Source organism: Bartonella sp. bp_1, assembly GCF_055808085.1.
The window spans coordinates 786,873-811,502 of sequence record NZ_CM147851.1; the positions used below are offsets into that span (position 1 = coordinate 786,873).

The window sequence follows — 24,630 nt, forward strand, 5'->3', positions numbered from 1 at the left end:
TGCACAAGGAATGTTTTATGACGCGTAGCTGTTTATCGATTGTCCTGGCTGCGGGTGAAGGCACGCGGATGAAGTCTTCATTACCAAAGGTTTTGCATAAAATGGCAGGACTTCCTTTGGTCTGTCATGTTGTTAATATTATGCAGTCTGTTGGTAGCGAAGAGTTGGCTGTTGTTGTCGGCCGTGGAGCGGCGGATGTTGAAAAAGCCGTTATGCCTTTTGCTTCTAATATTCAAATATATGAACAAAAGGAACGGTTGGGAACGGCACATGCTGTGTTGGCAGCGCGTCAATCATTATTAAAAACGGTTGATGATATTTTGATTGTTTTTGGTGATACGCCGTTGATTGAGGCTGAATCTTTACAAAAAGCCCGTAATGCGCTTGCGCAAGGGGCCGATATTGTTGTGATGGGGTTTATAACGGATACGCCGACAGGCTATGGCCGTCTGATTGAAGAAAACGGTAAGCTTGTCAGGATTGTTGAAGAAAAAGATGCAAGCCTTGATGAAAAAAAGATCAACTTTTGTAATGGTGGTTTGATGGCGGTGCGCGGTACGCACCTTTTAGCACTTTTGGAACAAGTTGATAATAATAACGCCAAAGGTGAATATTATTTGACCGATATTGTGGCGTTTGGACATGCCAAGGGGCTGGATATTCGTGCGCTTGCTGTACCTTATGATAATGTTATCGGTATTAATACAAGGCTGGAATTGGCTGCGGCTGATGCCATATGGCAGCAACGCAAGCGCCAAGAATTAATGCTTTCAGGTGTAACAATGATGATGCCAGAGAGTATTTATTTTAGTTTTGATACACAGATCAGTGAAGATGTTGTAATCGAGCCAAATGTCTACTTCGGCCCCGGCGTCAAGGTGGGCAAAGGGGTGGTTATTCATGCTTTTAGTCATCTGGAAGGTGCAGACGTTGGTGAGTCAGCGCAAATCGGCCCTTATGCCCGTTTGCGGCCGGGGGCTGAACTGTCGGAACATGCCAAGGTTGGTAATTTTTGTGAAGTCAAAAATGCAAAAATAGGTGAGGGCGCCAAGGTCAACCATTTAAGCTACATTGGGGATGCTTCAGTAGGAGCGCAAGCCAATATCGGTGCCGGTACCATTACGTGTAATTATGATGGATTTAATAAATGGCAGACCGAAATCGGTCAGGGCGCTTTTATTGGATCCAATTCTGCTTTAGTGGCTCCTGTCAAGATTGGTGTAGAAGCCTATGTTGCTTCCGGTAGTGTTATTACCAATGATGTGCCGGCACAAAGCCTTGCTTTGGGGCGTGCACGCCAAACAATAAAACCGGATTTTGCGCCCCAATTGCGCCAACGTTTTGCGGCAATCAAGGCTGCAAAAAAGAAGTGACGTATAACAGATGTTGAAATATTGCATCATTGCTGTGATACAACGCATTTTTAAATAAGGATTGGAGCTTTTTATGTGCGGCATTATCGGTATTTTGGGTAAACGCCCAGTCGCGCCTCTTTTGATCGACGGATTAAAGCGGCTTGAATATCGCGGTTATGATTCTGCCGGTGTCGCAACGCTTGAAGGTAATCGCTTGCAACGATTGCGTGCTGAAGGAAAGCTTGTACATCTGGAAGAGAAGCTCAAGACTGTTAATTTAAACGGTTCAACGGGCATTGGGCATACACGTTGGGCCACTCATGGCGGGCCGGTTGAGCGCAATGCCCATCCTCATATGACTGATCATATCGCCGTTGTACATAATGGTATTATCGAGAACTTCACTGAGTTGCGTGACGAATTGAAAGCCAAGGGCTACAAATTTGAAACGGAAACAGATACCGAGGCGGTTGCCCATCTGGTAACGGATATCATCAATGAAGGTAAGGCGCCGGCTCAGGCTGTCAGCGCTGCGTTGAAACGTATTCGTGGAGCTTTTGCCCTTGCCTTTATATTTGAAGGGCATGACGATCTGATTATTGCAGCACGCCAAGGTCCTCCACTTGCTATCGGTTATGGCGATGGTGAGATGTTTGTCGGTTCGGATGCAATCGCTTTAGCACCTTTTACGGACCGTATTGCCTATCTGGAAGATGGGGACTGGGCTGTTCTTACACATAAAACGGTTAAAATCTATGATTCAAACGATAAAGAGATTAGCCGACCTGAGATGAAGTCTACCGGTTCTGCTTTTCTGGTCAGTAAAGGCAATTATCGTCATTTTATGCTAAAAGAGATGTATGAACAGCCGGAAGTTGTTTCTCATACATTGGCCCATTATCTCGATTTCGGTTCGCATATTGTGCGGAAGAATCAAGATGGTATCGATTGGAAAAAGGTTTCGCGCATCTCATTCAGTTGTTGTGGTACAGCCTTCTATTCAACATTGGTTGCCAAATACTGGTTTGAAATGATTGCCGGTATTGCTGTTGAGAATGATGTTGCCTCCGAGTTTCGTTATCGTGAGCCACCTTTTGATAAGGATACTTTGGCTGTCTTTGTTTCTCAATCGGGAGAAACAGCGGATACATTGGCATCTCTACGTTATTGTAAGGAAAAAGGCATCAAAACAGCTGTAATTGTTAATGTCGCGGAATCGACGATGGCCCGTGAGGCTGATTATGTTTTTCCGACATTGGCAGGACCAGAAATCGGTGTTGCATCGACCAAAGCCTTTACGTGCCAATTAGCAGCCCTTGCATCATTGGCGATTGAAGCCGCACGTGTACGTGGACGTATCAGTGAAGAGCAGGAACAGTTCTATGTGCGTGAACTTTCGGAAGCTCCGCGATTGATCAATGAGGTTTTGAAGCTTGATCAGCAGGTGGAAGCGATGAGTCGTGATCTGATGAATGTCAAGAATGTGCTTTATCTTGGACGTGGTTCATCTTATCCGTTGGCTTTGGAAGGTGCCTTAAAGTTGAAAGAACTTTCCTATATTCATGCCGAAGGTTATGCAGCCGGTGAGTTAAAGCATGGTCCAATTGCTTTGATTGACGAAACCATGCCGGTCATTGTTGTTGCACCGCATGATCGCTGGTTTGAAAAAACTGTTTCCAATATGCAGGAAGTTGCCGCTCGTGGCGGACGTATTATTATGCTGACGGACCAAAAGGGGGCTCAGACGACCGGATTGGGATCTTTATCCTCTTTGGTCTTGCCGGATGTTCCTGAATTTATTGTACCGTTAGTTTATGCCGTGCCGGTGCAGCTTTTGGCTTATCATACAGCTGTATTATTAGGGACTGATGTTGACCAGCCACGCAATCTGGCCAAGTCGGTAACTGTTGAATAATTATGGATCTGGAGGGGTGTCGATTACAACACCGATAATCGGCCCCAAAGCGTACCACCAATCATAACGGTTTATTTCTGGTGCATAAAGGCTGGAAATAGAGCCGTCTAGAAAAAGTGCATTTGGGGTTTTCAATATGTCGCGGAAGAATCGCGCCATCTCGTCAAAGTTTACTTTGGTCTGTGAAATAACAAAATAAACCATGCCGTGACCATCGACACCAACGCCATTGCGATATTCAAGAAATGGAGAATTAGGAATAAAACGGGGGTGTATTTCATTATTGATGACCAGCATAGGACCCGATTGTGTGGCAATATCCGGTTTATGGGTTTCTTTTAGATAGCTTTGTGTGTCTCGTACATAGGCTTTGCCATCTTCAATGAAGAAGATACCATTTGGCATCATATGGAAATTACCCGGCCCTTCACGTGTCGATACCGGATATAGCTCTTTGGCATTTTCTATATAAAGACCGACAGCACTGTAATCCTTATGATACATGCCGGCATTCATGGCAAAAGCTAGTGTCTTTTTTTGTGATTTCAAAGATTGGACAACATTGCGGAAATAATGAAAAGGCTTGCCTGAATCATCATTGAGGAAAAGACGGATTGTATCCTGTGTTGGATTAACCTTGCAGACAATATAGTTTTTAAATTGGAACGCATGCTGTAAACACCAGTTTTTCGTGACGGAAGGAGAGGCCATCTTGCCGGTATCATGTGATACAGGCTCTTGCGCTTTTGGTGTTGATGGTTTTTGCGGTGTGCTGCGCCAGTGAAAAAAACTGCTCGCCACGACGACGAGTGTTGTCAGTGCGATAAGGACATGTGTGATGAAATGATTTTTTTTCATGGCTGTGGCGACATAAAGGACAATGATGCCCTTTATGCCGAGCTATAAACCTTATCCGAAGACTCGTTTGAAAATTGTATCGACATGTTTGGTATGGTAGCCAAGATCGAATTTTTCACGAATTTGTTCTTCTGAAAGTGCTTTGCGGACTTCTTCGTCGCTAAGCAGTTCTTCAAGAAAGTCCTTACCTTGTTCCCAGACCTTCATGGCATTGCGCTGGACAAGACGATAGGCATCTTCACGACTGACACCGGCTTGGGTCAGAGCCAGCAAAACGCGTTGTGAGTGGACAAGTCCACGAAATTTATTCATGTTTTTCATCATGTTGTCTGGATAAACCAACAATTTTTCAATGACGTTGGTCAAGCGGGCCAGTGCGAAATCAAGTGTGATGGTGGCGTCAGGGCCGATATAGCGCTCAACCGATGAATGCGAGATGTCGCGCTCATGCCAGAGGGCAACATTTTCCATGGCCGGATTGGCATAGGCACGTACCATGCGGGCAAGGCCGGTCAGGTTTTCGGTCAACACAGGATTACGCTTGTGCGGCATGGCAGATGAGCCTTTTTGACCGGGTGAGAAATACTCTTCCGCTTCCAAGACTTCAGTGCGCTGCAAATGGCGGATTTCAATAGCCAGACGCTCGATTGACGAGGCAATAACGCCAAGGGTTGCAAAGAACATGGCATGACGATCACGTGGAATAATCTGGGTTGAGACCGGTTCAGGCCGCATGCCGAGTGCCTTGGCCACATGCTCTTCAACGCGCGGATCAATATTGGCAAATGTACCAACAGCGCCTGAAATTGCGCAGGTCGATATCTCTTCTTTGGCTGCAACGAGACGGTCGCGGCAACGTGAAAATTCGGCATAGGCCAGAGCCAGTTTGACACCGAATGTGGTGGGCTCGGCATGGATTCCGTGACTGCGGCCAATTGTAACTGTGTCTTTGTGTTCAAAAGCACGCTTTTTGAGTGCTTCAAGTAGTTTATCCATGTCAGCAAGCAAAATATCGCTGGCGCGCATCAATTGGACATTGAGTGTGGTGTCAAGAACGTCCGATGAGGTCATGCCTTGATGGACAAAGCGGGAATCAGGGCCAATGAACTCAGCCAGATGAGTAAGAAAGGCAATAACATCATGCTTCGTTATGGCTTCAATCTCATCAATACGAGCCACATTGAATTCAGCTTTGCTACCCTTTTCCCAAATGGTTTTAGCTGATTCCTTCGGGATGACGCCTAGTTCTGCCAAGGCATCACAAGCGTGTGCCTCAATTTCAAACCAGATACGAAATCTAGTCTCCGGTGACCAGATAGCGACCATGTCGGGGCGGGAGTAGCGCGGGATCATAGTTGTTTCCTTTTAGATTTTTGCTGCTTGGCGCAGTGTATTGATGCGCGTTTCATAAATTTGTTTATTGCCGTCCTTATAGATGGCGGAGCCTGCAACAAAAACATTAGCACCGGCTTTGGCGGCTGCGCCAATTGTTTTGTCGGTAATGCCACCGTCTACTTCAAGATCGATCGGGCGATTACCGATCATGGATTTAATGCGTTTTATTTTTTCCACGGTTTCAGGAATAAAGCTTTGTCCGCCAAAGCCGGGATTGACGGTCATCACCAGAATGAGGTCAAGGCTGTCCAGCAGGTATTCGATAGTGCTTTCTGGTGTGCCAGGATTAATTGAAACACCGGCTTTTTTGCCGAGAGCGCGGATAGCCTGTAGCGAACGGTGGATATGTGGTCCTGCTTCGATATGGACTGTGATAATATCCGATCCGGCCTTTGCAAAGGCTTCTAGATAGGGATCGCAAGGCGCAATCATCAAATGGGTATCAAAAACCGCTTTGGTCAATGGACGAATGGCTTTGACCACATCGGGGCCGAATGTGATATTAGGAACAAAGTGGCCATCCATAACATCAATATGTACCCAGTCGGCGCCAGCATCAAGGACATCGGTTACTTCTTGTCCGAGCTTTGAAAAATCGGATGCCAGAATAGAGGGGGCAATAATAGGCTGTGACATAGGCTTCTCCTGAAAATCAATTCTGTGCTAGCACGAGATCGATAGTGATAAAACCCTCATTTGAACGCACTCCACACCGGATATGGGTTGTTAGTTGCAGCTATTGTATGATAGATGCCGCGTATAATGATTTTGTCATAGTTTTTTTATATCTCTCTACGATGTTTAAGCTTCCCTTTTAAAGGTCGTGCGTCCGTCAGCGCGGCATAGACAACATGTAATCGGTCAACATCAAAGAGCATGTTTGCATGGATGCTTATTATCTCATGGTTCTTTTTGCTCTTGAAAGATTATAAAAGCTGTATAAGTGCAGGGTATGAATAAGAAAAAATAGTGATTATGTCTGATAAAAATATATTCCTATCCGTTTCGCCGGAAAGCTATCGTGATGCGATGAGCCATTTTGCGGCTGCTGTCCATATTGTCACAACCAATGGGGCTGCTGGACAACGCGGTGTTACTGTATCGGCCTGCTGTTCATTATCGGATAATCCGCCGACTATTCTTGTTTGTCTGATGCGCAATCGCGAAGAAAACCGTTTTTTTATTGAAAATAAGAATTTTTGTATCAATACGCTGGCCGGTCATCACCAGCCGTTATCGGACGCTTTTGCCGGTCGGGGAAACTTATCGAATGAAGAGCGTTTTCAACAGGCTGTATGGACTAAGCTTGCAACCGGAGCTCCGGTTCTTAAGGATGCTTTGGCGTCTTTCGATTGCGAATTGAGTGAATGGTACGAGCATACCACGCATTATATTTTGACTGGACGAGTTTTATCTATTCTTCGCCATGATGCAAAGTCGGCCTTGACCTATCTTAACCGATCCTATCAAAATTTAACGCTTTAAAAATGTAATCACATATTATCTTGCAATTATTTGCGAGCAAGATCACGTGTAACGTCACCAGTACGTTTGAGTTTCATGCCGACAACGGGGATAAGATCCTCATCCAGTTTGACTGAAACAGTAATATTCATTTCGCCTTTGCTTGAAAGTCTTGCCATTAGGGCACCATTCAGCTGTTTCCTGTTCAGTGCGAAGACCATATGGTCGCTGCCAACCTTGCCGGAAGTCACATCAAGACCTTCCCCCTTGGCGCCATCATTAAAAGCACCGGAAAATGTGGAACCCTTGCGGATGACCGTTGCTTTCATTGGCTGTGAAAAGACACCAACACGGCATGTGCCATCAAGTGTCATTCCTATTGCAGTCTGTTCCGAAATGCCTGAAAGGTTACAGGTAAATTTTGTACCTTTATATTTACCGGCGACAACTTCACCGGGGCCGCTCCATGTGCCTTCTATTGACTGGAAAAAATCCTTATCCTGATCGGCTGAAGCTTTTAAAGACGCCACAGGCAAAAGACCGCAAGATAAAGCGATAGAAAGAAGAAGTTTTTTCATAATAAAAGATACTCTGCCTGATAGACGCTAATACAAGCATATTGAGAAAATATGCATTTTCATTATGACTCGGGAATGGTTAATGATTGGTTTTGTTGTTAGGGGGTGATGATGTTTTTGTTGTATCCTTGTCGGAAAGCCTAATAATTTCATTGGCAAATTCATTTAAGCCTGGACGCTTCTCGCCATCGAAGGGAAAAGGGCGCAATGTATCCATGGCCGCGATTCCTATTCGTGTTGTCATCAAGCCATTGACGACTCCTTCACCTAGACGGGCCGATAGCTTTGAAGCCAGACTCTGTCCTATGATTTGATGCAAAAGACCGTCTCCTAAAGCCAGTGTGCCGGTTACGGCAAGATGGGTCAATACACGCTTGATCAATGATATGTATCCCAGACGTCCCGGTCTGCAGCCATAGAGTTCAGCAAGAGAACGGATAAGGCGGGTGGATTCAAAGGCAACATAACCAAGATCGACAAGGGCACGTGGGCTGACAGCCGTTACAATGGAAACACGTTTTGCCGCTCCTAATATCAAGTTACGCGCCTTTTGATCGAGCGGGCGAAGGATTTCCCGTTCTCCTAGATGGATAAGCTGCCTGCCGTCAATGATATCATTTTTGATCCGTTCAAGGTTCTGTCTACCAGCTATGGCAAGCGATTGGCCGGATGTGAATTGTGACAATGCATGGATAGCTTGCCGGGCAAGAGCCATGTCATCAGAAGAGGTGGCTTGTTCTGCTTTTTGCCGGATATGATCAACTTTTTTCAGCCGGGATATGGCGCAAAGTTCACGTATAATGAATGCAATAAGAGCTATAAGGGCGATGATGGTAATAATAAAGGCTATCCAGCCGAGCATTGTTGATTGCGTAGCAAGATTCTGGATAAGGTTTCCAATCCACTGACCTATAGCCAATATGATGAGTGCGCCCAGAGCGAAGAAAAATAATTTACCCCATCCGAAACCTGATTTTGTAGATTGCGGTGTTATATAATCGAGCTGATCAAGCTCTTGTTTTTCGTGATGGGTGAAAAAGTCTTCTTCTGGAATATCAAGTGTTGCAAGATCGGAAATGGCACGGGGCGCACGTTTGGTCATGACAATATATCTCCAAGCAGGAACTGCATTGCACGATCAAGGCGGATATGAGCAAGGGCACCGTCTTTTTCGATCGGTTGGGGGCGAAAGCGCACAAAATTAAGCGGGTATTGGCCATTTGCCGTTTTTAAGGCATCAAGCGTATCCGGCAAATCACCAGGAAAAATGGCTGTTTCTGTATGACCGTCAAAGATATGGTCACCAATATGTTCTCCTTGCATTGGTGTCCCGATGATCAGGGGCAGGGGATCATCTTTGCTTTTGCTGGTGGCTTCTTTTGTTGTGCGTATAGCGGCAATGGCAAAACTTTCAATTTGGACGTCTTGGATGCCGGCTTGTGGAAAGGTTTGTGCAACCATTTGCTGTATCAATATATTGAGTTTTTTATGGTTTTGATGATGGATTTGGTCGGCTTTGGTTGCTGCAACCAGAATATGGCTAATGCGATGACGCCATATTTTTTTCAGCCAGTGATTGGCACCGGGACGAAATATTTTTAATATCTGGGAAAGGTTGTCTTTCATTTCTTCGATCGCGTCATATCCCGTATTCAATGCCTGCATCAGATCAACAAGCAAAATCTGCCGATCAAGACGGGCAATATGATTGCGAAAGAAAGGTGTAACGACATATTTTTTATACGATTGGAAGCGGCGCTTCATTATGGCACCTAATGAATCATCAGGCAATTTATGGTTGCCTAGGTGAGGTAGTGGACAAAAGCGCAATACCGGCGCACCATCAAAGTCTCCTGGCATAAGGAAGCGTCCCGGTGCTTGCAAGGATAAGAGATTTTCATCTTCTCTGACCGTATGTAGATAAGTTGTAAAAGCCTCGCTCAACCGGTCTGCAGTCTGCTCATCTGCCTTATCCAGAATATTGATACTGCTGATAAGGGAGAGCCATTTTCGGGCATGTGGTTCATAACGGGGACTGGTGGCACGAGCCAAGGCGCTGGCCGAAAACTCTTCATAGCTCTTTTCAAGCAGTGGCAAGTCCAGCAACCATTCGCCCGGATAGTCGATAATATCAATGGAAAGACGGTTGCGTCCTATTATATTCTTAAGGCGCGAACGGGATTCATATTCCAGTGTTAATCGGACTTGCGACAGGTTACGGGTGGATTGTGGCCATAAGCGCTCATTGAGGATTGAGGCAAGGTGCTTTTCATATTCAAAGCGTGCAATCTGATCATCCGGCTGATGATCGGTTTTGAAGTTGATTATCCGTCCTTCATGTGACGCATTGAACAGGGTTAATCGGGATGAGTGTAGAAGCTGATGGATGAGAGCTGTAATAAAAACTGTTTTACCTGCGCGAGACAGGCCCGTTACACCTAATCTTAATGTCGGATTAAAAAGATTGGTCGTCCGGTCGCCAATTGTTGAAAGAGCGAGACGTGTTTCTTCACGGATATGATCGATAGACAGTGCTTTATCTCCATATGCGTCGGATCTATGGGGTAGGGATATGGGGTCGTCTATTTTTATTACAAGGAAAAAAGGCGTTTTCAGGGACTAAAAAAATGGTCGATATGTGCATTTTCAAGAGATTGAGTGCAATGGAAGGCAACAAGTCCTGCTGTTGGTAAAGAGAAGTCAGGATAGGGAGCGCAGCCTAGGTGATGGATGAGTGCCGATATGGAGGGGTTGTGGCCGATAATCAACAGTCCGCTACATGCCTTAAGTTGCAATAGCCGATAATAGTCATGGCCACTGCCCCAATAGAGTGTTTCCTCAAAGGTGCAGGTTGCTTTATCTAAAGCTAGTTTGGAAAGTGTCTGGCGTGTGCGTTGCGCACTGGAACAGAGAACTGTGCTGATTTTATATGAAAAAAGCTGTAATTGCTGGCTGACTTTCTGTGCTTCTATAAGACCTTTGTTGCTAAGAGGGCGATCATGATCGCTCTGGCCACTGTCTGTCAGTTCGGCATCTGCATGTCTAAGGAGAAAAATTTGCATGACAAGTGTTTTATATTGATCTGTTTTTTATGATAGATCACTTTTTACTCTATTTCTATTGAAAAGGCGTTTCATGGCGGTCGTATCCAATTATACGGCATTGATGATGAAATGTTGAAAACACAAGATAAGCGATCTTTTGACTTGTACTTAAGAAAATGTGTCAATATATAGCCATCAATATTTGGTAATATTGCGGGTGAGATAACCATGGGCAATCAAATTGAACTCGATTATCGTCCCAGCGAGGATGAGCCTTTTATGAATGCGCGCCAAAAAGCGTATTTTAGAGCCAAACTTATCGAATGGAAAAATGATATTCTGCGTGAAGCGCGAGAGACGCTTGAAAGCCTTCAGGAAGAAAATGAAAATCATCCTGATTTGGCTGATCGGGCTTCGTCGGAAACGGATAGGGCAATTGAGTTGCGCGCACGCGACCGGCAGCGCAAGTTGATCAGTAAAATTGATGCGGCTATTGAGCGTATAGACGATGGTACTTACGGCTATTGTGAAGAGACAGGTGAGCCTATTAGCCTGAAGCGTTTGGACGCGCGTCCAATTGCGACTTTGTCTCTTGAAGCCCAAGAGCGTCATGAACGTCGTGAAAAAGTTTATCGCGACGATTGACATGTGTCGGATGCGCTTTTTGCGTATTGCACAATAGGATTACAGATAAAACAAAAGCCGCGTTCAAAACGCGGCTTTTGTTTATTCTTTCTGAAAAAATCAGCGTGATGTTGTTGGTAGGCCTGAAGGGCTGCCCTTGGCCCCTGTTATCAGCTGGTTAAGGAAAGTCTGGTCTTTACCTGCAGTCGGTGTAGTGCGTGAGGCAAAGTCAAACAACTTGCCATCCTGAAGACCATAATTTGCAATTTTGGCGACTTTGCCATCCTTGTCGAAATAGATTGCAAGAATTTTGCGGTCTACAATCTTGGATTTCATAAATTGCGCACCACGATAACGTGTTTGCGAAATATAATAGAAAACTTCATTGTCATACATTGCTGTTACGGAAGGCGATCCCATAGCAAGCATAACTTGGTCTCGGCTTGAACCAACAGGCACCGAATCAAGGGCGTCCTGATCAAGAATATAACCTTCATTATAGGTTTGGCTGGTATTGAGGACATCATGTGATTTACATGCTCCCAGTCCTACAGCCGCAACGATTAAAACGCTCAGGGCTATACCGCTTTTCAGACTATTTTTGACATATGTCGTTTGAAACAATGATATTCTCCATCGTTGCCGTAAGGCGCATATTCTCTATGGTGCGGCACCAGTCGTCGCGACCAGTCACCTTCTAGCCCGTCTGATTGCCGCTTGTAAAGCCAGCACAATAGGAAAAATAATGGACGAATAAAGGCAGACTGTTATTTTATCCTGAATATTCTGCTTGCAGCCTGTCGTTGCCCTTATATTATAGCACCTTACTGAAAAGGTAGATATTCGGAGAATGCATGTCCAATATGGATTACCCAACAATGCAATATGCTTTGCGGTTTCCTGTACAAGTTGTGCCTTTGGCGGCCAAAGGGCTGCATTTGACACTGCAGACGGATGCCAAAGAACGAAAGCAGCTGGCAAGAAATCATGGGCTGGTTGATGTCCTTGATTTTTCTGCCGAGTTTCAGCTTTTGCCGTGGAAAAGGCGCGGTGTACGGTTAAAGGGACATATCCATGCAAAAGTTGTGCAAAGTTGTGTGGTAACGCTCGAGCCTGTGACGAATGTAATCGATACGCCGGTTGAAGTGGTTTTTTTACCTGATGATTCGCGTTTGACCCGTCAAAGAGGCGGGCATGATCCACAAGAGATTTTTCTGGATGCGGAAGGCAGTGATGCGCCGGAGGTGTTTTCTGGAGATACAATTGATGTCGGTTCGGTTGCCGAGGAGTTTTTTGAGTTGGCTATTGATCCTTATCCACGCAAAAGTGATGCTGCGAGCCTTGCCGCGACGGTAAATTCGGGTAAAACCGATAATAAAGAAGACGTTGAAAAGCCTGTATCACCTTTTTCTGTTTTGAAAAAATTGAAAGAAACATAAGGGTTCCTGTCAATTTTACAGTTGTATGAATGTATAAAAACGGTATTTTCACACGTTGGTTCAGATATCGGCTCGGCCGATGATCTTATTTTGATGATAGGGTAAAAAACATTGCAAATAACGAATAGGAAATCGGTTTGATTAAAATTTCGGTCGATGCAATGGGCGGTGATTATGGGCCTGAGGTAACGATTGCCGGTGCGGCAATTGCTGCGGCTCGCTATCCTGATATACATTTTATTTTTTATGGATTGGCGGATGCTGTCGAGCCAGTATTGAAAAAATATCCCCAATTATATGAGCGTTCGAATTTTATCGCGACAGAAACTGCGACAAGAATGGATGAAAAGCCCAGTCAGGCGCTTCGTAATGGCCGTGGAAAGTCATCTATGTGGCATGCTATAGAGGCCGTTAAAAACGGTGATGCGGATGCTTGTGTTTCCGCCGGTAATACCGGCGCCTTGATGGCGATGTCCTATTTCTGTCTACGCATGATGGCAGAAGCCGATCGTCCGGGTATTGCCGGGGTGTGGCCGACATTGCGTGGTGAAAGTATTGTTCTGGATATCGGGGCGACGATTGGTGCCGATGCCAATCAGCTTGTCGATCTTGCTGTGATGGGTGCGGGCATGTTCCGCGCGCTTTATAATGTCGAGCGTCCTACGATCGGTCTTTTGAATGTTGGTGTTGAAGAGGTCAAGGGACTTGACGAGATTAAGCAGGCGGGAGCCATGCTTAAGGCTGTAACGCTTGATGGACTCGAATATAAGGGGTTTGTCGAGGGTAATGATATTGGCAAAGGAACGGTTGATGTCGTTGTGACAGAAGGTTTTGTCGGCAATATTGCGCTGAAAGCTGCAGAAGGGACTGCGAGACAGATGGCCAAGACGTTGCGTGATGCAATGCGCAGTTCGATTTTTTCGCGTATCGGTTATCTTTTTTCTATTGGTGCTTTTAATAAGTTACGCCAAAAGATGGATCCGGGGCGGGTGAATGGCGGCGTTTTATTGGGGCTGAATGGTGTTGTGATCAAAAGCCATGGCGGTACAGATAGTGATGGATTTGCTTCGGCTATTCGTGTCGGCTATGAGATGGTCAACAATAAATTGCTGCAACGCATATCGGCTGATTTGCGCCATTTCCATGAGAACCGTCCTGAATTGTCCAAGATTGAAGAAGATATAACGCAGGCTGACGGATAGTTCATATGTCCGTTAATCGCATAAAGGAATGAAATAAAATATGATACGGTCTGCGGTTTGTGGCATCGGCAGTGCATTGCCAAAAAGAGTTGTAACGAATGCCGAACTTGAAAAGACGGTTGAGACATCGGATTCGTGGATCGTACAACGGACAGGCATTCGTCAGCGTTATATTGCTGGGGAGGGGGAAACAACGGTTTCTCTTGGCGCTGCGGCTGCGCGTGCGGCTCTTGAAAATGCCGGACTGACGGTTGACGATATCGATCTGATCATTCTTGCAACAGCAACTCCCAATCATACTTTTCCGGCTTCAGCTGTTGAAATCCAGCAAGAGCTTGGCATGAATCATGGTATGGCTTTTGATGTACAGGCTGTGTGCTCGGGCTTTGTTTATGCTTTGACAACAGCCGATCTCTATATTCGTGGTGGTGCGGTAAAACGTGTTTTGGTTATCGGTGCAGAAACTTTTTCGCGCCTTCTTGATTGGACAGATCGTACAACATGCGTCCTTTTTGGTGATGGTGCAGGTGCTCTTATACTTGAAGCCATTGATGGAGAGGAAGATGCGAAGGGGCGCGGTATTATCGCGGCAAAACTTCGCTCTGATGGATGCCATATGCAGAAGCTTTATGTCGATGGCGGCCCTTCGACCACGCAAACAACAGGCCATTTGCGGATGGAGGGGCGTGAAGTTTTTAAATATGCCGTTGGAATGATTACGGATGTTGTTGACGATTGTTTTGCTGCAGCCAAGATTGATGCCAATGAGCTTGACTGGTTTGTGCCGCATCAGGCCAATAAGCGTATTATTGATGCTTCGGCCAAAAAGCTTGGTATTGACGAGGAAAAGGTTGTTATTACAGTCGATCGTCACGGCAACACATCAGCGGCTTCTGTGCCTCTGGCCCTTTCGGTCGCTGTTGCGGATGGCCGCATTAAAAAGAATGATCTGGTTATGCTCGAAGCAATGGGCGGCGGCTTTACATGGGGTGCCGTATTAATTCGATGGTAGGTGTTTTGATATCTTGACCTGATAGCGGGAAGGGGTATAAAAATTTTGATAACCAACAATGAGAGGAACAGGCAATGGCAGAGAAAACAATTACGCGCGTAGATCTTGCAAATGCTGTTTGCCGTGATGTGGGATTGTCCCGCACCGAATCTTCAGCTCTTGTCGAAATGATCCTTGATGAAATTGGTGATGCCATTGTGCGAGGCGAGTCGGTCAAGCTTTCTTCTTTTGCCACTTTTCAGGTGCGTTCAAAAACGCAGCGTGTCGGACGTAATCCTAAAACAGGCGAAGTTGTACCAATTCTGCCGCGTCGGGTTATGACTTTTAAGGCTTCCAATGTCCTGAAACAGCGCATTTTGGATGCTCATCGTAAGCGCGCCAGATAATTTTATTAAATTTAGCGTGGACAAAGAATCTGTCTGGTTTGCTTTCATTGGCGAATCCGACATCATCTTAACCAATCAATGAACAGATAGAATCAAAGTAAAGTGTTCTTATATGAACCTTACTTTGGTCTTTTTCAGGAATGTGGTTATGGATAAAAGTCCTGATGCCTTTCGTACAATTAGTGAGGTGGCGCAATCGTTGGATTTGCCACAGCATGTATTGCGTTTTTGGGAAACGCGGTTTGTACAGCTTAAGCCGATGAAACGTGGTGGTGGACGCCGCTATTATCGCCCAGCAGATGTTGATCTGGTTCGTGGTATCAAGCATTTGCTGTATGATCAGGGATATACGATTAAGGGCGTTCAGAAGCTTTTAAAAGAAAACGGTATTAATTTTATTGTTGCCCTTGCTGATGGCGATATGGCTGCGGTTGAGGCTGTGGCGCAAAAGAAACAGGCTGAAACAAGCAATGAATCTTTGCATGTCGAGGAAGAAAAAAGCGGTCGAAAATTCTTTGGTCTTTTGAAGGGTGACGATAGTCTGCCGCTTATTGGCGGCAGCAATGGTACATCTAAAGATACAAAAACGCTTTTGCAGGAAGCCTTGTTTGAATTAATCGAATGCAAGCGTATTTTGGATCGTGCACGTCAGTAGCGGGTTATTAACGCTGTGATAACAGGTTGGCGCTAAAGGACTGGTTGAGCAGCATTGCGCCGTCTTGCTTCATATTGTTGCGCATTTTTTCTTCTGTTGCTTGAAGAAGACGAGCGACGGTACTGTTATGCTTGGCAACTGGGTTGCGTTCATAACCATTGCGGACAAAAAAATTGGATGTCGGTATTTTATCTCGATAAGCAACAGGCATTGAAATCATATCATAACCGTTGCCGTCACCGGTGAGGTTAAGCATTTCAAGCTCTGCACCGCTTAGGTTGCGATTTACCCCTTTGCGTCTAAGAAAAGCAAGGGATGTCGCAAGTTTATGGATTTGTAACATGGGACCGACATCTTTATCCAATAACATAGCATGGATGCCTAGTCCTGCTTGTGTTTTAGCAAGTTTTGCCTGTTCTCCCCATTGATGCGGAACTGTTTTGGCTTGTCTGGTCATACGGTCGATGACATCGGCTTTATAAAGCAGTTGTTTCCGCTCGCTGGCATTGCTGGATGCGGCGCGTTGGCGTAATTCATTTGCAATTGTCTGTCCATATTCCCACATGACGCTTACGCTCGCTGTTGCTACAAGTTGATGATATCCCATAGCCGTGGAAATAGGGCGAGCCTCTTTTTTTCCTGGAAGCATGCCGGCTTGTAAATCATAAGTACCGTTGCCGCCAGTTTCAAAAGCATAGATGGCAACCAGTTGATCACGGCTGAAACCTGCTTTTTGTGCTTGACGAGCATAGGCTTGCATAAACTGCTGCTCGTTTGATGGCCGTTGCGGTGTAAAGCCATAAACTTTTTGAGATGCCGCAATAAAATCATCTATTGTCGGTATAGACGGGCGCTGCCCGGTTGAGGGGCTGCCACCTGTTGATGGGCGTGGAGGGCCGTTATAAACAGGGGGCTGTGTCAATACATAATCAGTCATTGCAATGGTCAGGCCGCGTGCTCTCTTGTCATTTCGCACTTTGCGTAGTTCAGCAACCCTGTTCCAATAGTTTTCAGCCTGTCGCTCATAAAGTTCATAGGCGTGTTTCCATTCGGCCGTTCCAACTGGTGATGAAGCGGTAAGGCTGGAAATACTGGAAGTTGTCTCATTTGAATAGGTCGAAGCAGATGAAGCATTGGCAAGCGTCTTGTTGTCAAGTGATTTGGAGAGACAGCCTGTCGAGAGAATGGCTGTTGTTGCCAGTAATATGAAAGTACAGTTGCGCAAAGTTCAGCTCCGCTTCGAGAAATTGAACGCTAAGCTTACTCTTGATTCCTTTCTCAAGTATGAATAAGGCTCTATCTGGTAAATATTTCCGTACTGTAATATGTAGATGTCCTCTGAATTGGGCCTTTTCGTGAAGAGCAAGATAAAAGCGTCTTTTCTTGGTGTGTGATATGGACATGCATAATCCTTCATCCTATCGGTCGCGCCTTGATGCAGTAAACTTTTTTCTTGCCGATGTTCGTGATGGCTTGGGTCCTTATCTAGCAATCTATTTATTGGCGATAAAAGGGCCTCAACAGGGATGGAATGAGGCAACAATCGGTTATGTGGCAACATTTGCCGGAATTTGTGGGTTGTTGACATTAACGCCGGCCGGTATCCTGATTGACAGGTTAAGAACAAAGCGTCTCATCGTTATTGCGGCTTCGCTTGTTGTAACATTTTGTTGTCTATTGTTGCCGTTTATTTCATCTTTCTCTGCTGTTGCTGTGACGCAGGCGCTAGCGAGTATGGCGGCTAGTTTTTTTGCCCCTGCTATTGCCGGTATTTCTCTTGGTGTTGTGGGGCCGCGTTACTTTACGCGCCGTATCGGTCGTAATGAGGCTTTCAATCATGCAGGTAACGTTTTTGCAGCCGTTATTGCAGCCATTGGTTCTTATTTTTTAGGTCCAGTTCTCGTTTTTTGGCTCATGGCAGTTTTGACGGTTCTTTCTATTTTGGTTATTGCCAAAATACCGGCTCGTGCCATCAATGTTCAGGCAATGCAGGGAATGGCGGAAAGTGGGCAGTCTCCGGTTCGGCTTAAAATGCTTCTGACAAGTCGGGTGGTTCTGATTTTTGCCGGTTTGATGGCACTCTTTCATTTATCCAATGCCGCTATGCTGCCAATATTAGGGCAGTTGTTAAGCCGTCTTGTTGGTGCTGAGCATGCAACTTCGATGGTTGCTATATGTATTGTTGCTGCCCAGCTTGTAATGGTGCCAGTTTCTTTGTTTGTTACAGCAAAGACTGACCTTTGGGGGCGGAAGCCATTTATTTTACTGGCCTTTGCTTTTCTATGTCTACGCGGTTTTCTTTATCCTTTGTTTGACAATCCGTTTTGGCTAGTCTCAATCCAGCTGCTTGATGGTGTCGGTGCCGGTATATTGGGAGCACTTTTTCCGATTGTTGTTTCGGATATGACCTGGGGAAAGGGGCATTTTAATGCTGTGCAGGGTGCTGTTTCTATGGTGCAGAGTATAGGTGCAGCATTAAGTGCGACTTTTGCTGGGCTTATGATTATCGGGTATGGCTATCAATTGACCTTTGTCAGCCTGGCTTTGATTGCTCTTGTTGGGCTCATTATTGCAATACTGTGCTTGCCTGAAACACTCAGGTGATAAATCATTATATTGAAAACAAGCTATCTTGTTTTGGTTCCTTTATGAAATTCATTTGAAATAAAGTCATAACACGCAATGATATTGGGGTTGGATATGATCTTGTCGGGATGACGCAAAAGGGTCATTGCGCGTTTTATAGTCGGGTTTTCAAGTGTAATGATTTTGATGTTTTGTGTTTTCATGCCTAGTGTATAAAGTCGGGGTATAAGGGCAACCGCAAGATCCGCTTGAACAAGGCCATAGATAGAGGCAAGTGTATCAATCTCATAAATAGTCGATAATGCCATTTGATGGTGTTTTACAATAACTTCAGATAGTTGGCGTGCGCTGCCGCGTTGAAAGGCGACAATTTCTTCATCTTTTAACGCGCCCCATTCAATAGAGTTGTTGGCTGCAAGCTTATGCATGTGGTGGGTGAGCAGGATGATTTCGTCGTGGAATAGAACGGTCTGTACCAAGTCGGGATGCGGTTCTGTCAATATTGAAAAGGCAATATCTAATTTGCCGGTTTGTAGTTGTCTGGTTAAATATTCTGCAGGTCCATCAATAACGGTAAAGTCACTTGGGAAATTGTTTTTTTTCATTTTTTGTAAAATTGTTGCAAAGCGCGCCATGATGGAAGGGGGAACGCCGATGCGCAATTTTGGTTTTTGTCCGACCAAATCTGCGTGCATATCTTTGAATGCATGTCTTGCTATTTCTAATAATCGTTCGGCTTGAGGCAAGAAACGATCTCCGGCTTTTGTCAAAGTCACGGTATGAGCGTTGCGTGACAGCAGTTTTGTATTTAATTTTTCTTCTATTTGGCGAATAGCAATACTTAATGCTGGCTGGGTCATGCCAATTTTTTTGGCGGCTTTGGTAAAGTTCCGCTCATATGCAACAATTGTAAATAGTTCCAATTGTCGTAACGACATATTTTTATTCGCTAACATCTAGATTGCCTATAATTAAAATAATTTATTGCACTATTTATATAATAAATTTTTTTTATTTAAAACTTTCAATTAAGCCTATGGACGTGTCGGGGAAAGCTGCAGCTATACGGGTAGATGCAGCCAGCGTAATGGAGGTGATATGAAACCGCTTTATTATTTAGGTTTTTTGCCGTTTATAGGTTTTTTAAGTGGTGGGTATATCGCCGCTTATGTCGATACATTATTATTCGGCCTTCCATTTTTAATGTTATGGAATATTCTTTGGCTTATCCTCTCTTCGCTGATTATGGCGGTCATTTTTTATTCTGATGATAGCAACCGTTCCTCCAACGATAAGGAGGGCGGCAAATGAATGCGGCACTTCCTATTATAGGATTTTTCCTTCTTCTGGCTCTGGCTATTGGAATATACGCCAAGCGTGGGCGTAAGATGAGCCTTGAGCAATGGACCGTCGGCGGCCGGGGATTTGGCAGCCTGATGGTATTCTTCTTAATGGCCGGTGAAGTTTTTACGACATTTACATTTTTAGGTGCGAGTGGCTGGTCATACAGTAAAGGGGCGCCAACTTTCTATATTCTTGCTTATGGTTGTTTGGCTTTTGTAACATCCTACTGGATATTGCCCCCAGTTTGGCGTTTTGCAAAAAAACACAATCTTGTATCGTTTCCTGATTTCTTTGCGACCAAATATCAAAGTAAGGCCTTAGGCATTGTAATTGCTATTATTGCCGCTATCGGCATGACGTCATTGCTTATTATCCAGCTGCGTGGGCTGGGTGTTATTGTTTCACAAACCTCCTATGGTGCGATCACTCCATCTATTGCTATTTTTATCGCGGCAATTGGTATGGTTGTTTATACAATCATTTCCGGCGTTCGCGGTTCTGCCATTATTGCTATTTTCAAGGATATGATGATCCTCATTATGGCAATCTTTTTAGGTCTTTACCTGCCTTATCATTATTATGGTGGTGTCACCGAGATGTTCACCATGATCAATCAGGCTAAGCCCGAATTTTTGCGATTGCCAGATGAGGGATTAAGTCTGACCTGGTATAATACGACTATTCTGGTTATCGGCCTTGGCTATTATCTTTATCCCCATGCCTTTACTGCAATCTACACAGCCGAGAGTGAACGCGCTATTCGCAAGAATGCAATTTTAATGCCACTCTATCAGATTGTTTTGGCTTTCATGTTTCTTGTCGGATTTGCTGCAATTTTCAAGATTCCACAATTGACCGGTGCAGAAGGAGATCTGGCTTTATTTTATCTGATCAAACAGACCTTTAGTCCTTGGTTTGTCGGTTTGATTGGCGGTATCGGTCTGTTGACAGCACTCGTACCGGGAGCCATGATCCTGCTTAATATTTCAACACTGGTTTCCAGAAATATTTATCAGGAGGGGCTAGCTCCTCAAACAACAGATGCCAATGTTGCTAAAATTGCCAAATTTATTTTACCTCTTTTTGCTTTGATTGCCGTTTATTTTACCTTGGGCGGTGGTGCAACATTTGTGTCCTTAAGTATATTTGCTTCCAGTTTGCTGACCCAACTTTTACCGACTTTCGCTTTTGCCATTTTGCCGCGTCCTTTCGGTAATAAATATGCGGCCATTGCCAGTATCATTGTTGGTGGCGCTGTCATCGCTTATTTCAGCCTTTCGACTTTGCCTTTTTCCCAACAGGTACCCAATGCCCCTTCTTTCATTCGTTTCATGAATACGGGAATGATTGCGTTGTTGTTGAATGCTGCTACTTTTGTTCTTGTTTCTTTGCTGACACGCAAATCATCGACCGGAATTATCAAGGAATAGGATATGTCAAAGTCATTCGATGAAATTTTTAATAGGAATGATAATCCTGCGGTTACGTTGCGGCGTGAGTTCCATCGCTTTCCAGAGACCGGATTTCTAGTTTATCGGACTGCTTCGTTGACGGCAGATTATCTTGAAAAGATGGGGTTTGATGTCAGGGTTGGGCCTGAGGTTATGGATAAGAGTGAGATTATTGATCCACCGAGTGTGGCTGCTGTAGAGCAGGCAAAAGCGGAAGCTTTGCAGGCGGGTGGTATCGCAAAATGGATGGATAAAATGCCGGATGGGCAAACTGGCATTGTGGCAACAAAAACATTTGGTGATGGTCCTGTTTTAGCTTTTCGATTTGAGATGGATGCATTGCCGGTCGAAGAGACATTGGCGCAAGACCATGAGCCGAATGAGGGGGGCTATCGTTCATGTCGCGAAGGTTTTATGCATGCCTGTGGTCATGATGGGCATAATGGCATAGGTCTTGCCGTAGCTGCTCGCCTTGCACAAATGAAGAATCTGAAAGGTACGATCAAGTTTATCTTTCAACCTGCAGAAGAAATTGCCCAAGGTGCCAAGCCGATGGTTGCGGCAGGTGTTGTCGATGATGTCGACTACTTTTTCTGTCAGCATCTTGGTTGTTTTCTACCAAGTGGCTCTTTGGCTGCTGATACGATTGGCTTTTTGGTTGCATCCCGTTGGAAGGCTGTTTTTACCGGTGTCGGGGCGCATGCAGCTATGGGGCCGCAAGAGGGAAAAAATGCCCTTATGGCCGGCGCAACAGCAACATTGAATATTAATGCTATTGCCCGCTTTACCGGTTCGCAAACCTTTGTCAATGTTGGTCAATTATCCGCAGGCAAAGGATATAATGTTATCCCTGAGCATTGCGAAATGTTATTGGAGGTACGTGCCGAGAACCGAGAGGCACATGACTTTATGGCAGGGCGTGTTCATGAAATTCTCAATGGTGCAGCTCTTATGCATGGTGTGAAACTGACATTGGAGCCTAAAACCCATATGCCGGGCAACCAGAACAGTCCCGAAGCTGTGGCCATGGTAACGAAAGTTGCGCATACTATATCCGCCTTGAAAGAAATATTGCCTGAATGGTCAATCGGCGGGGGGGATGATGCTTCTCTTATGATCCAACGTGTTCGTGAAAGAGGCGGTTATGGTTGTTACTTTATGATTGGTAGTGATATTCCGGCTGTGCATCATGCTGATAATTTCGATATTGATGAATCAAGCCTTGAAATTGGCATAGAGATGTTTTTGGGGCTAGCCAGAGAAGTCCTTGGGTGTCCATAAAATACTATGGTGAAGCCGTGATCGATTAAATCGTCACGGCTTTTGTCTATTGGCTATCTATTTGGGTTCAGCCGTTGATATGCTGCATTGATGGTCGATATAGGGTAGGGCATGAATGAGAGATTCCCGGAAGACCAGCCATTCATGGTCCCCGTTAATGATGCGTAGCTCGACATTGTCCGGTTGGATTGTATGCAAGCGCCAATAGAGATTGGCTGACATAACGGCAATGCCCAAACGGTCATTGTCGCCGCTTTCAATCCACATGGATACGGGGGTCTTTTTTTGTTTGTAGCTTTCAAGTGCTGTCGGATAATTTAGGCTTTTCCATAGACTCTCGTTAAACTTTCCATCTTTTCCCATAAATTGCTCGGCTCGACGAGATGCAGAATCCATTGGTGGTAAAGGGTCGTAGATGGCAGGGCTGAGAATGGCGGCGCCACAAAAAAGGTTGGGTTGGCGTAATGAAATATTCAGGGCGCCATAGCCGCCCATGGAAAGGCCGCCGATTAAACGTCCGGAACGTTGTTTTTCTGTCTTATAGTGGCTTTCGATATAAGGGATAAGATTATCAACAAGTGCGGCTGCGTCCTTTTCATGTGCGCCATCCGTATACCATGATTCTGGTCCAAAGGTTGGCATGACAACAATCATTGGTCTTATGGCCTTTTGGGCGATTAGTCCGTCAAGCGTATATTGAACCGAACCTTTTTCTTGCCATGTGTGTTGATCTTCATCGGCACCATGCAGCAGATAGAGAACTGGAAAATCGCTTTTGGAATCATCATAGCCCTCCGGTAGGTATATACTGTATGGAATGTCGCGGTTGAGTATTTCTGATGAGACGGTACCGTCTTTAAGTGTGCCGCCACGTGCAAACGCTGTTGATAGTGTTGCGAGCAATATGCTGCTGATAAAGAGTACTTTTTTAAGTTTGGTATGATGCATGATAATTCGCTCCCATATGTGCAGTATCGACAGAGCTGGGCTGTCAGTAATTTTGAGTAGAACAGCATGCTGTTGATGTAGCAATAAAAGTCTAATTCACATTGCGGTGAGAAATTTAACCTTATCTGTGAGCGTCTATAATTCTGTATATGTTATTTTCCCCATTGATGAATGAAGATGTGTCGGTTAGAAAGCGGACAGTTCTATTTTTTTTAGGATAATGCGCACCCGTAGCTCAGCTGGATAGAGCGCTGCCCTCCGAAGGCAGAGGTCTCAGGTTCGAATCCTGTCGGGTGCGCCAAAATCATCAATAAAAACAATATGTTATAAGATCGTAAAATGTAGGCAAAAAGATTTGGCATTTTTTGTAGCAGTTTTGTAGCAATTAGGGTCAAAAAAACACTTAAAACCAGCGCGTTACAGATTTTAAGAAGTGTCGAAAAGACGACTTTTTGCTCTCTAAAACATCATTTGGAGCAGTGATATTTATATGCGTTTTTTCTGGTGATTCTTTGTTGGTTGATGTGACCTTATCAGTCTTTCTTCTGTTGGCATAAGCTTTCGGTTTTGTTTCGAATGACATCGTTTTAGATAGCTTCTTCAAATCATCAATACGGTGTGTATATAATTTGGAAAGTTCATCAACCGTTTTTATGGTTACAAAATGCTCGCGTTTAATGGCGAGAAAGCTTTCAGGTTTGTCGCCGCTCTTTTGCTTAGATCGCCTTTTTCAAGGGTTTTGAGTGCGCTTATCCAATACCATTGATTTCCTGTTTCATCATAATAAGCATACCAGAGGGGTATTCTGAAAAGGCTTTCGAACATTAAGGCGCGTCTTAATTCATCATTATAATTCAAGGTATAATTGTCATAAGTTTCAGAATATGTATAATTTTTAGCGTCAATGGCAATTAGTCCAATGGATTGGATCAATAAAAAGAAATCAGGTCTTTTTGTGCTGCCGGAAAACAACTGAGTAAATGTTTCTGGAGACTGGCAGATGGAAACATATGGTAACTGAGAGTCCGATAGCCATTTATTGAGGGCGTTTTCGCCTATTTCCCCTTGTTTTATAAGTTCGTTCATTATTCCC

25 protein-coding genes and 1 tRNA gene are annotated in these 24,630 nt (G+C 44.8%); 14 read left to right on the forward strand and 12 right to left on the reverse strand.

What is annotated here, in order from left to right; all coding sequences use genetic code 11:
* Positions 1-17 precede the first annotated feature (17 nt).
* Both glmU and glmS read left to right on the forward strand, forming a co-directional pair.
* Positions 18-1,373 carry a bifunctional UDP-N-acetylglucosamine diphosphorylase/glucosamine-1-phosphate N-acetyltransferase GlmU gene (gene glmU / locus ACYZ97_RS03935; protein WP_473300180.1) on the forward strand — a complete coding sequence of 452 codons (1,356 nt, stop codon included), beginning with the start codon at positions 18-20 and terminating at the stop codon, positions 1,371-1,373.
* 73 nt (positions 1,374-1,446) lie between these two features.
* A complete protein-coding gene (gene glmS / locus ACYZ97_RS03940) occupies positions 1,447-3,270 on the forward strand; it encodes a glutamine--fructose-6-phosphate transaminase (isomerizing) (protein ID WP_473300181.1) in 1,824 nt (607 codons plus the stop codon).
* Here glmS and ACYZ97_RS03945 read toward each other — a convergent pair whose 3' ends face one another.
* Genes ACYZ97_RS03945 through rpe form a run of 3 tightly spaced genes read right to left on the reverse strand, consistent with a single transcriptional unit; the run spans position 3,271 to position 6,159 of the window.
* Entirely contained in the window at positions 3,271-4,128 is an 858-nt protein-coding gene (locus ACYZ97_RS03945; protein ID WP_473300182.1) for a phosphodiester glycosidase family protein, read from the reverse strand. It abuts the gene before it with no gap.
* 51 nt (positions 4,129-4,179) lie between these two features.
* A complete protein-coding gene (purB, locus tag ACYZ97_RS03950; protein ID WP_473300183.1) occupies positions 4,180-5,481 on the reverse strand; it encodes an adenylosuccinate lyase in 1,302 nt (433 codons plus the stop codon).
* A gap of 12 nt (positions 5,482-5,493) precedes the next feature.
* On the reverse strand, positions 5,494-6,159 hold the full coding sequence (rpe, locus tag ACYZ97_RS03955; RefSeq protein WP_473300184.1) for a ribulose-phosphate 3-epimerase: 666 nt from the start codon (positions 6,157-6,159) through the stop codon (positions 5,494-5,496).
* Between the two features lie 339 nt (positions 6,160-6,498).
* Here rpe and ACYZ97_RS03960 point away from each other — a divergent pair, with 339 nt between their 5' ends.
* Entirely contained in the window at positions 6,499-7,008 is a 510-nt protein-coding gene (locus ACYZ97_RS03960) for a flavin reductase family protein (protein WP_473300185.1), read from the forward strand.
* A 26-nt stretch (positions 7,009-7,034) separates the two neighbouring features.
* On the opposite strand, the gene ACYZ97_RS03965 is transcribed toward ACYZ97_RS03960, so the two are convergent.
* The 4 genes from ACYZ97_RS03965 to ACYZ97_RS03980 form a co-directional block, all read right to left on the reverse strand.
* Entirely contained in the window at positions 7,035-7,565 is a 531-nt protein-coding gene (locus ACYZ97_RS03965; RefSeq protein WP_473300186.1) for a hypothetical protein, read from the reverse strand.
* Positions 7,566-7,644: 79 nt separating this feature from the next.
* Positions 7,645-8,667 (reverse strand): YcjF family protein, encoded by a 1,023-nt coding sequence (locus ACYZ97_RS03970; protein WP_473300187.1) that lies wholly within the window; start codon positions 8,665-8,667, stop codon positions 7,645-7,647.
* Positions 8,664-10,091 carry a YcjX family GTP-binding protein gene (locus ACYZ97_RS03975; protein WP_473300629.1) on the reverse strand — a complete coding sequence of 476 codons (1,428 nt, stop codon included), beginning with the start codon at positions 10,089-10,091 and terminating at the stop codon, positions 8,664-8,666. The genes ACYZ97_RS03970 and ACYZ97_RS03975 overlap by 4 nt, the downstream gene beginning before the upstream one ends.
* 86 nt (positions 10,092-10,177) lie before the next feature.
* The gene (locus tag ACYZ97_RS03980) at positions 10,178-10,627 is read right to left on the reverse strand and encodes a SixA phosphatase family protein (RefSeq protein WP_473300188.1); all 450 of its coding nucleotides are present in this window, start codon (positions 10,625-10,627) and stop codon (positions 10,178-10,180) included.
* Positions 10,628-10,837: 210 nt separating this feature from the next.
* Between ACYZ97_RS03980 and dksA the strand changes: the two genes are divergently transcribed.
* The gene (gene dksA, locus ACYZ97_RS03985) at positions 10,838-11,254 is read left to right on the forward strand and encodes an RNA polymerase-binding protein DksA (RefSeq protein WP_473300189.1); all 417 of its coding nucleotides are present in this window, start codon (positions 10,838-10,840) and stop codon (positions 11,252-11,254) included.
* 99 nt (positions 11,255-11,353) lie between these two features.
* Here the strand turns inward: dksA and ACYZ97_RS03990 are convergent, their stop codons facing one another.
* Positions 11,354-11,857, reverse strand: a complete 504-nt coding sequence (locus ACYZ97_RS03990) for an outer membrane protein assembly factor BamE (RefSeq protein ID WP_473300190.1) — start codon at positions 11,855-11,857, stop codon at positions 11,354-11,356.
* 239 nt (positions 11,858-12,096) lie between these two features.
* Here ACYZ97_RS03990 and ACYZ97_RS03995 point away from each other — a divergent pair, with 239 nt between their 5' ends.
* The 5 genes from ACYZ97_RS03995 (at position 12,097) to ACYZ97_RS04015 (ending at position 15,927) form a co-directional block, all read left to right on the forward strand.
* Positions 12,097-12,672, forward strand: coding sequence for a YceD family protein (locus tag ACYZ97_RS03995; RefSeq protein ID WP_473300630.1), 576 nt, complete (start codon positions 12,097-12,099; stop codon positions 12,670-12,672).
* A gap of 137 nt (positions 12,673-12,809) precedes the next feature.
* A complete protein-coding gene (gene plsX, locus ACYZ97_RS04000; RefSeq protein WP_473300191.1) occupies positions 12,810-13,874 on the forward strand; it encodes a phosphate acyltransferase PlsX in 1,065 nt (354 codons plus the stop codon).
* A 40-nt stretch (positions 13,875-13,914) separates the two neighbouring features.
* A complete protein-coding gene (locus ACYZ97_RS04005) occupies positions 13,915-14,886 on the forward strand; it encodes a beta-ketoacyl-ACP synthase III (protein WP_473300192.1) in 972 nt (323 codons plus the stop codon).
* A 74-nt stretch (positions 14,887-14,960) separates the two neighbouring features.
* Positions 14,961-15,272 (forward strand): integration host factor subunit alpha, encoded by a 312-nt coding sequence (locus ACYZ97_RS04010; RefSeq protein WP_473300193.1) that lies wholly within the window; start codon positions 14,961-14,963, stop codon positions 15,270-15,272.
* 148 nt (positions 15,273-15,420) lie between these two features.
* Positions 15,421-15,927, forward strand: coding sequence for a MerR family transcriptional regulator (locus ACYZ97_RS04015; protein ID WP_473300194.1), 507 nt, complete (start codon positions 15,421-15,423; stop codon positions 15,925-15,927).
* A gap of 7 nt (positions 15,928-15,934) precedes the next feature.
* Here ACYZ97_RS04015 and ACYZ97_RS04020 read toward each other — a convergent pair whose 3' ends face one another.
* Positions 15,935-17,152, reverse strand: a complete 1,218-nt coding sequence (locus tag ACYZ97_RS04020) for a hypothetical protein (RefSeq protein WP_473300195.1) — start codon at positions 17,150-17,152, stop codon at positions 15,935-15,937.
* A gap of 170 nt (positions 17,153-17,322) precedes the next feature.
* On the opposite strand from ACYZ97_RS04020, the gene ACYZ97_RS04025 reads away from it, so the two are divergent.
* Positions 17,323-18,531, forward strand: coding sequence for an MFS transporter (locus ACYZ97_RS04025; protein WP_473300196.1), 1,209 nt, complete (start codon positions 17,323-17,325; stop codon positions 18,529-18,531).
* A 23-nt stretch (positions 18,532-18,554) separates the two neighbouring features.
* Here the strand turns inward: ACYZ97_RS04025 and ACYZ97_RS04030 are convergent, their stop codons facing one another.
* Positions 18,555-19,469: a LysR family transcriptional regulator gene (locus tag ACYZ97_RS04030; RefSeq protein ID WP_473300197.1), complete on the reverse strand. Its 915-nt coding sequence runs from the start codon at positions 19,467-19,469 to the stop codon at positions 18,555-18,557.
* A gap of 142 nt (positions 19,470-19,611) precedes the next feature.
* Between ACYZ97_RS04030 and ACYZ97_RS04035 the strand changes: the two genes are divergently transcribed.
* From ACYZ97_RS04035 to ACYZ97_RS04045, 3 genes are read left to right on the forward strand one after another with little or no spacing between them, the layout of a single operon-like run.
* Entirely contained in the window at positions 19,612-19,824 is a 213-nt protein-coding gene (locus ACYZ97_RS04035; RefSeq protein WP_473300198.1) for a DUF3311 domain-containing protein, read from the forward strand.
* Positions 19,821-21,287, forward strand: a complete 1,467-nt coding sequence (locus ACYZ97_RS04040; protein ID WP_473300199.1) for a sodium:solute symporter family protein — start codon at positions 19,821-19,823, stop codon at positions 21,285-21,287. Before ACYZ97_RS04035 ends, ACYZ97_RS04040 begins: the two co-directional genes overlap by 4 nt.
* Positions 21,288-21,290: 3 nt before the next feature.
* Complete coding sequence (locus ACYZ97_RS04045; RefSeq protein WP_473300200.1) at positions 21,291-22,589, forward strand: amidohydrolase; 1,299 nt, start codon at positions 21,291-21,293, stop codon at positions 22,587-22,589.
* A gap of 57 nt (positions 22,590-22,646) precedes the next feature.
* Here ACYZ97_RS04045 and ACYZ97_RS04050 read toward each other — a convergent pair whose 3' ends face one another.
* Complete coding sequence (locus ACYZ97_RS04050) at positions 22,647-23,537, reverse strand: alpha/beta hydrolase (RefSeq protein ID WP_473300201.1); 891 nt, start codon at positions 23,535-23,537, stop codon at positions 22,647-22,649.
* Positions 23,538-23,761: 224 nt separating this feature from the next.
* On the opposite strand from ACYZ97_RS04050, the gene ACYZ97_RS04055 reads away from it, so the two are divergent.
* Positions 23,762-23,838: transfer RNA gene (locus ACYZ97_RS04055), tRNA-Arg, on the forward strand.
* Between the two features lie 356 nt (positions 23,839-24,194).
* Here ACYZ97_RS04055 and ACYZ97_RS04060 read toward each other — a convergent pair.
* Complete coding sequence (locus ACYZ97_RS04060; RefSeq protein ID WP_473300202.1) at positions 24,195-24,623, reverse strand: hypothetical protein; 429 nt, start codon at positions 24,621-24,623, stop codon at positions 24,195-24,197.
* Positions 24,624-24,630 lie beyond the last annotated feature (7 nt).

Coding starts and splice junctions, on each gene's coding strand:
- glmU (WP_473300180.1), top strand. CDS start 18: ATGACGCGTAGCTGTTTATCGATTGTCCTGGCTGCGGGTGAAGGCACG.
- ACYZ97_RS04060 (WP_473300202.1), bottom strand. CDS start 24,623: ATGAACGAACTTATAAAACAAGGGGAAATAGGCGAAAACGCCCTCAAT.
- glmS (WP_473300181.1), top strand. CDS start 1,447: ATGTGCGGCATTATCGGTATTTTGGGTAAACGCCCAGTCGCGCCTCTT.
- ACYZ97_RS03945 (WP_473300182.1), bottom strand. CDS start 4,128: ATGAAAAAAAATCATTTCATCACACATGTCCTTATCGCACTGACAACA.
- ACYZ97_RS04005 (WP_473300192.1), top strand. CDS start 13,915: ATGATACGGTCTGCGGTTTGTGGCATCGGCAGTGCATTGCCAAAAAGA.
- ACYZ97_RS03970 (WP_473300187.1), bottom strand. CDS start 8,667: ATGACCAAACGTGCGCCCCGTGCCATTTCCGATCTTGCAACACTTGAT.
- ACYZ97_RS03980 (WP_473300188.1), bottom strand. CDS start 10,627: ATGCAAATTTTTCTCCTTAGACATGCAGATGCCGAACTGACAGACAGT.
- ACYZ97_RS03960 (WP_473300185.1), top strand. CDS start 6,499: ATGTCTGATAAAAATATATTCCTATCCGTTTCGCCGGAAAGCTATCGT.
- ACYZ97_RS04035 (WP_473300198.1), top strand. CDS start 19,612: ATGAAACCGCTTTATTATTTAGGTTTTTTGCCGTTTATAGGTTTTTTA.
- ACYZ97_RS04045 (WP_473300200.1), top strand. CDS start 21,291: ATGTCAAAGTCATTCGATGAAATTTTTAATAGGAATGATAATCCTGCG.
- ACYZ97_RS04040 (WP_473300199.1), top strand. CDS start 19,821: ATGAATGCGGCACTTCCTATTATAGGATTTTTCCTTCTTCTGGCTCTG.
- ACYZ97_RS04030 (WP_473300197.1), bottom strand. CDS start 19,469: ATGTTAGCGAATAAAAATATGTCGTTACGACAATTGGAACTATTTACA.
- purB (WP_473300183.1), bottom strand. CDS start 5,481: ATGATCCCGCGCTACTCCCGCCCCGACATGGTCGCTATCTGGTCACCG.
- ACYZ97_RS03995 (WP_473300630.1), top strand. CDS start 12,097: ATGGATTACCCAACAATGCAATATGCTTTGCGGTTTCCTGTACAAGTT.
- ACYZ97_RS04010 (WP_473300193.1), top strand. CDS start 14,961: ATGGCAGAGAAAACAATTACGCGCGTAGATCTTGCAAATGCTGTTTGC.
- ACYZ97_RS04050 (WP_473300201.1), bottom strand. CDS start 23,537: ATGCATCATACCAAACTTAAAAAAGTACTCTTTATCAGCAGCATATTG.
- ACYZ97_RS04025 (WP_473300196.1), top strand. CDS start 17,323: ATGGACATGCATAATCCTTCATCCTATCGGTCGCGCCTTGATGCAGTA.
- ACYZ97_RS04015 (WP_473300194.1), top strand. CDS start 15,421: ATGGATAAAAGTCCTGATGCCTTTCGTACAATTAGTGAGGTGGCGCAA.
- rpe (WP_473300184.1), bottom strand. CDS start 6,159: ATGTCACAGCCTATTATTGCCCCCTCTATTCTGGCATCCGATTTTTCA.
- ACYZ97_RS03965 (WP_473300186.1), bottom strand. CDS start 7,565: ATGAAAAAACTTCTTCTTTCTATCGCTTTATCTTGCGGTCTTTTGCCT.
- dksA (WP_473300189.1), top strand. CDS start 10,838: ATGGGCAATCAAATTGAACTCGATTATCGTCCCAGCGAGGATGAGCCT.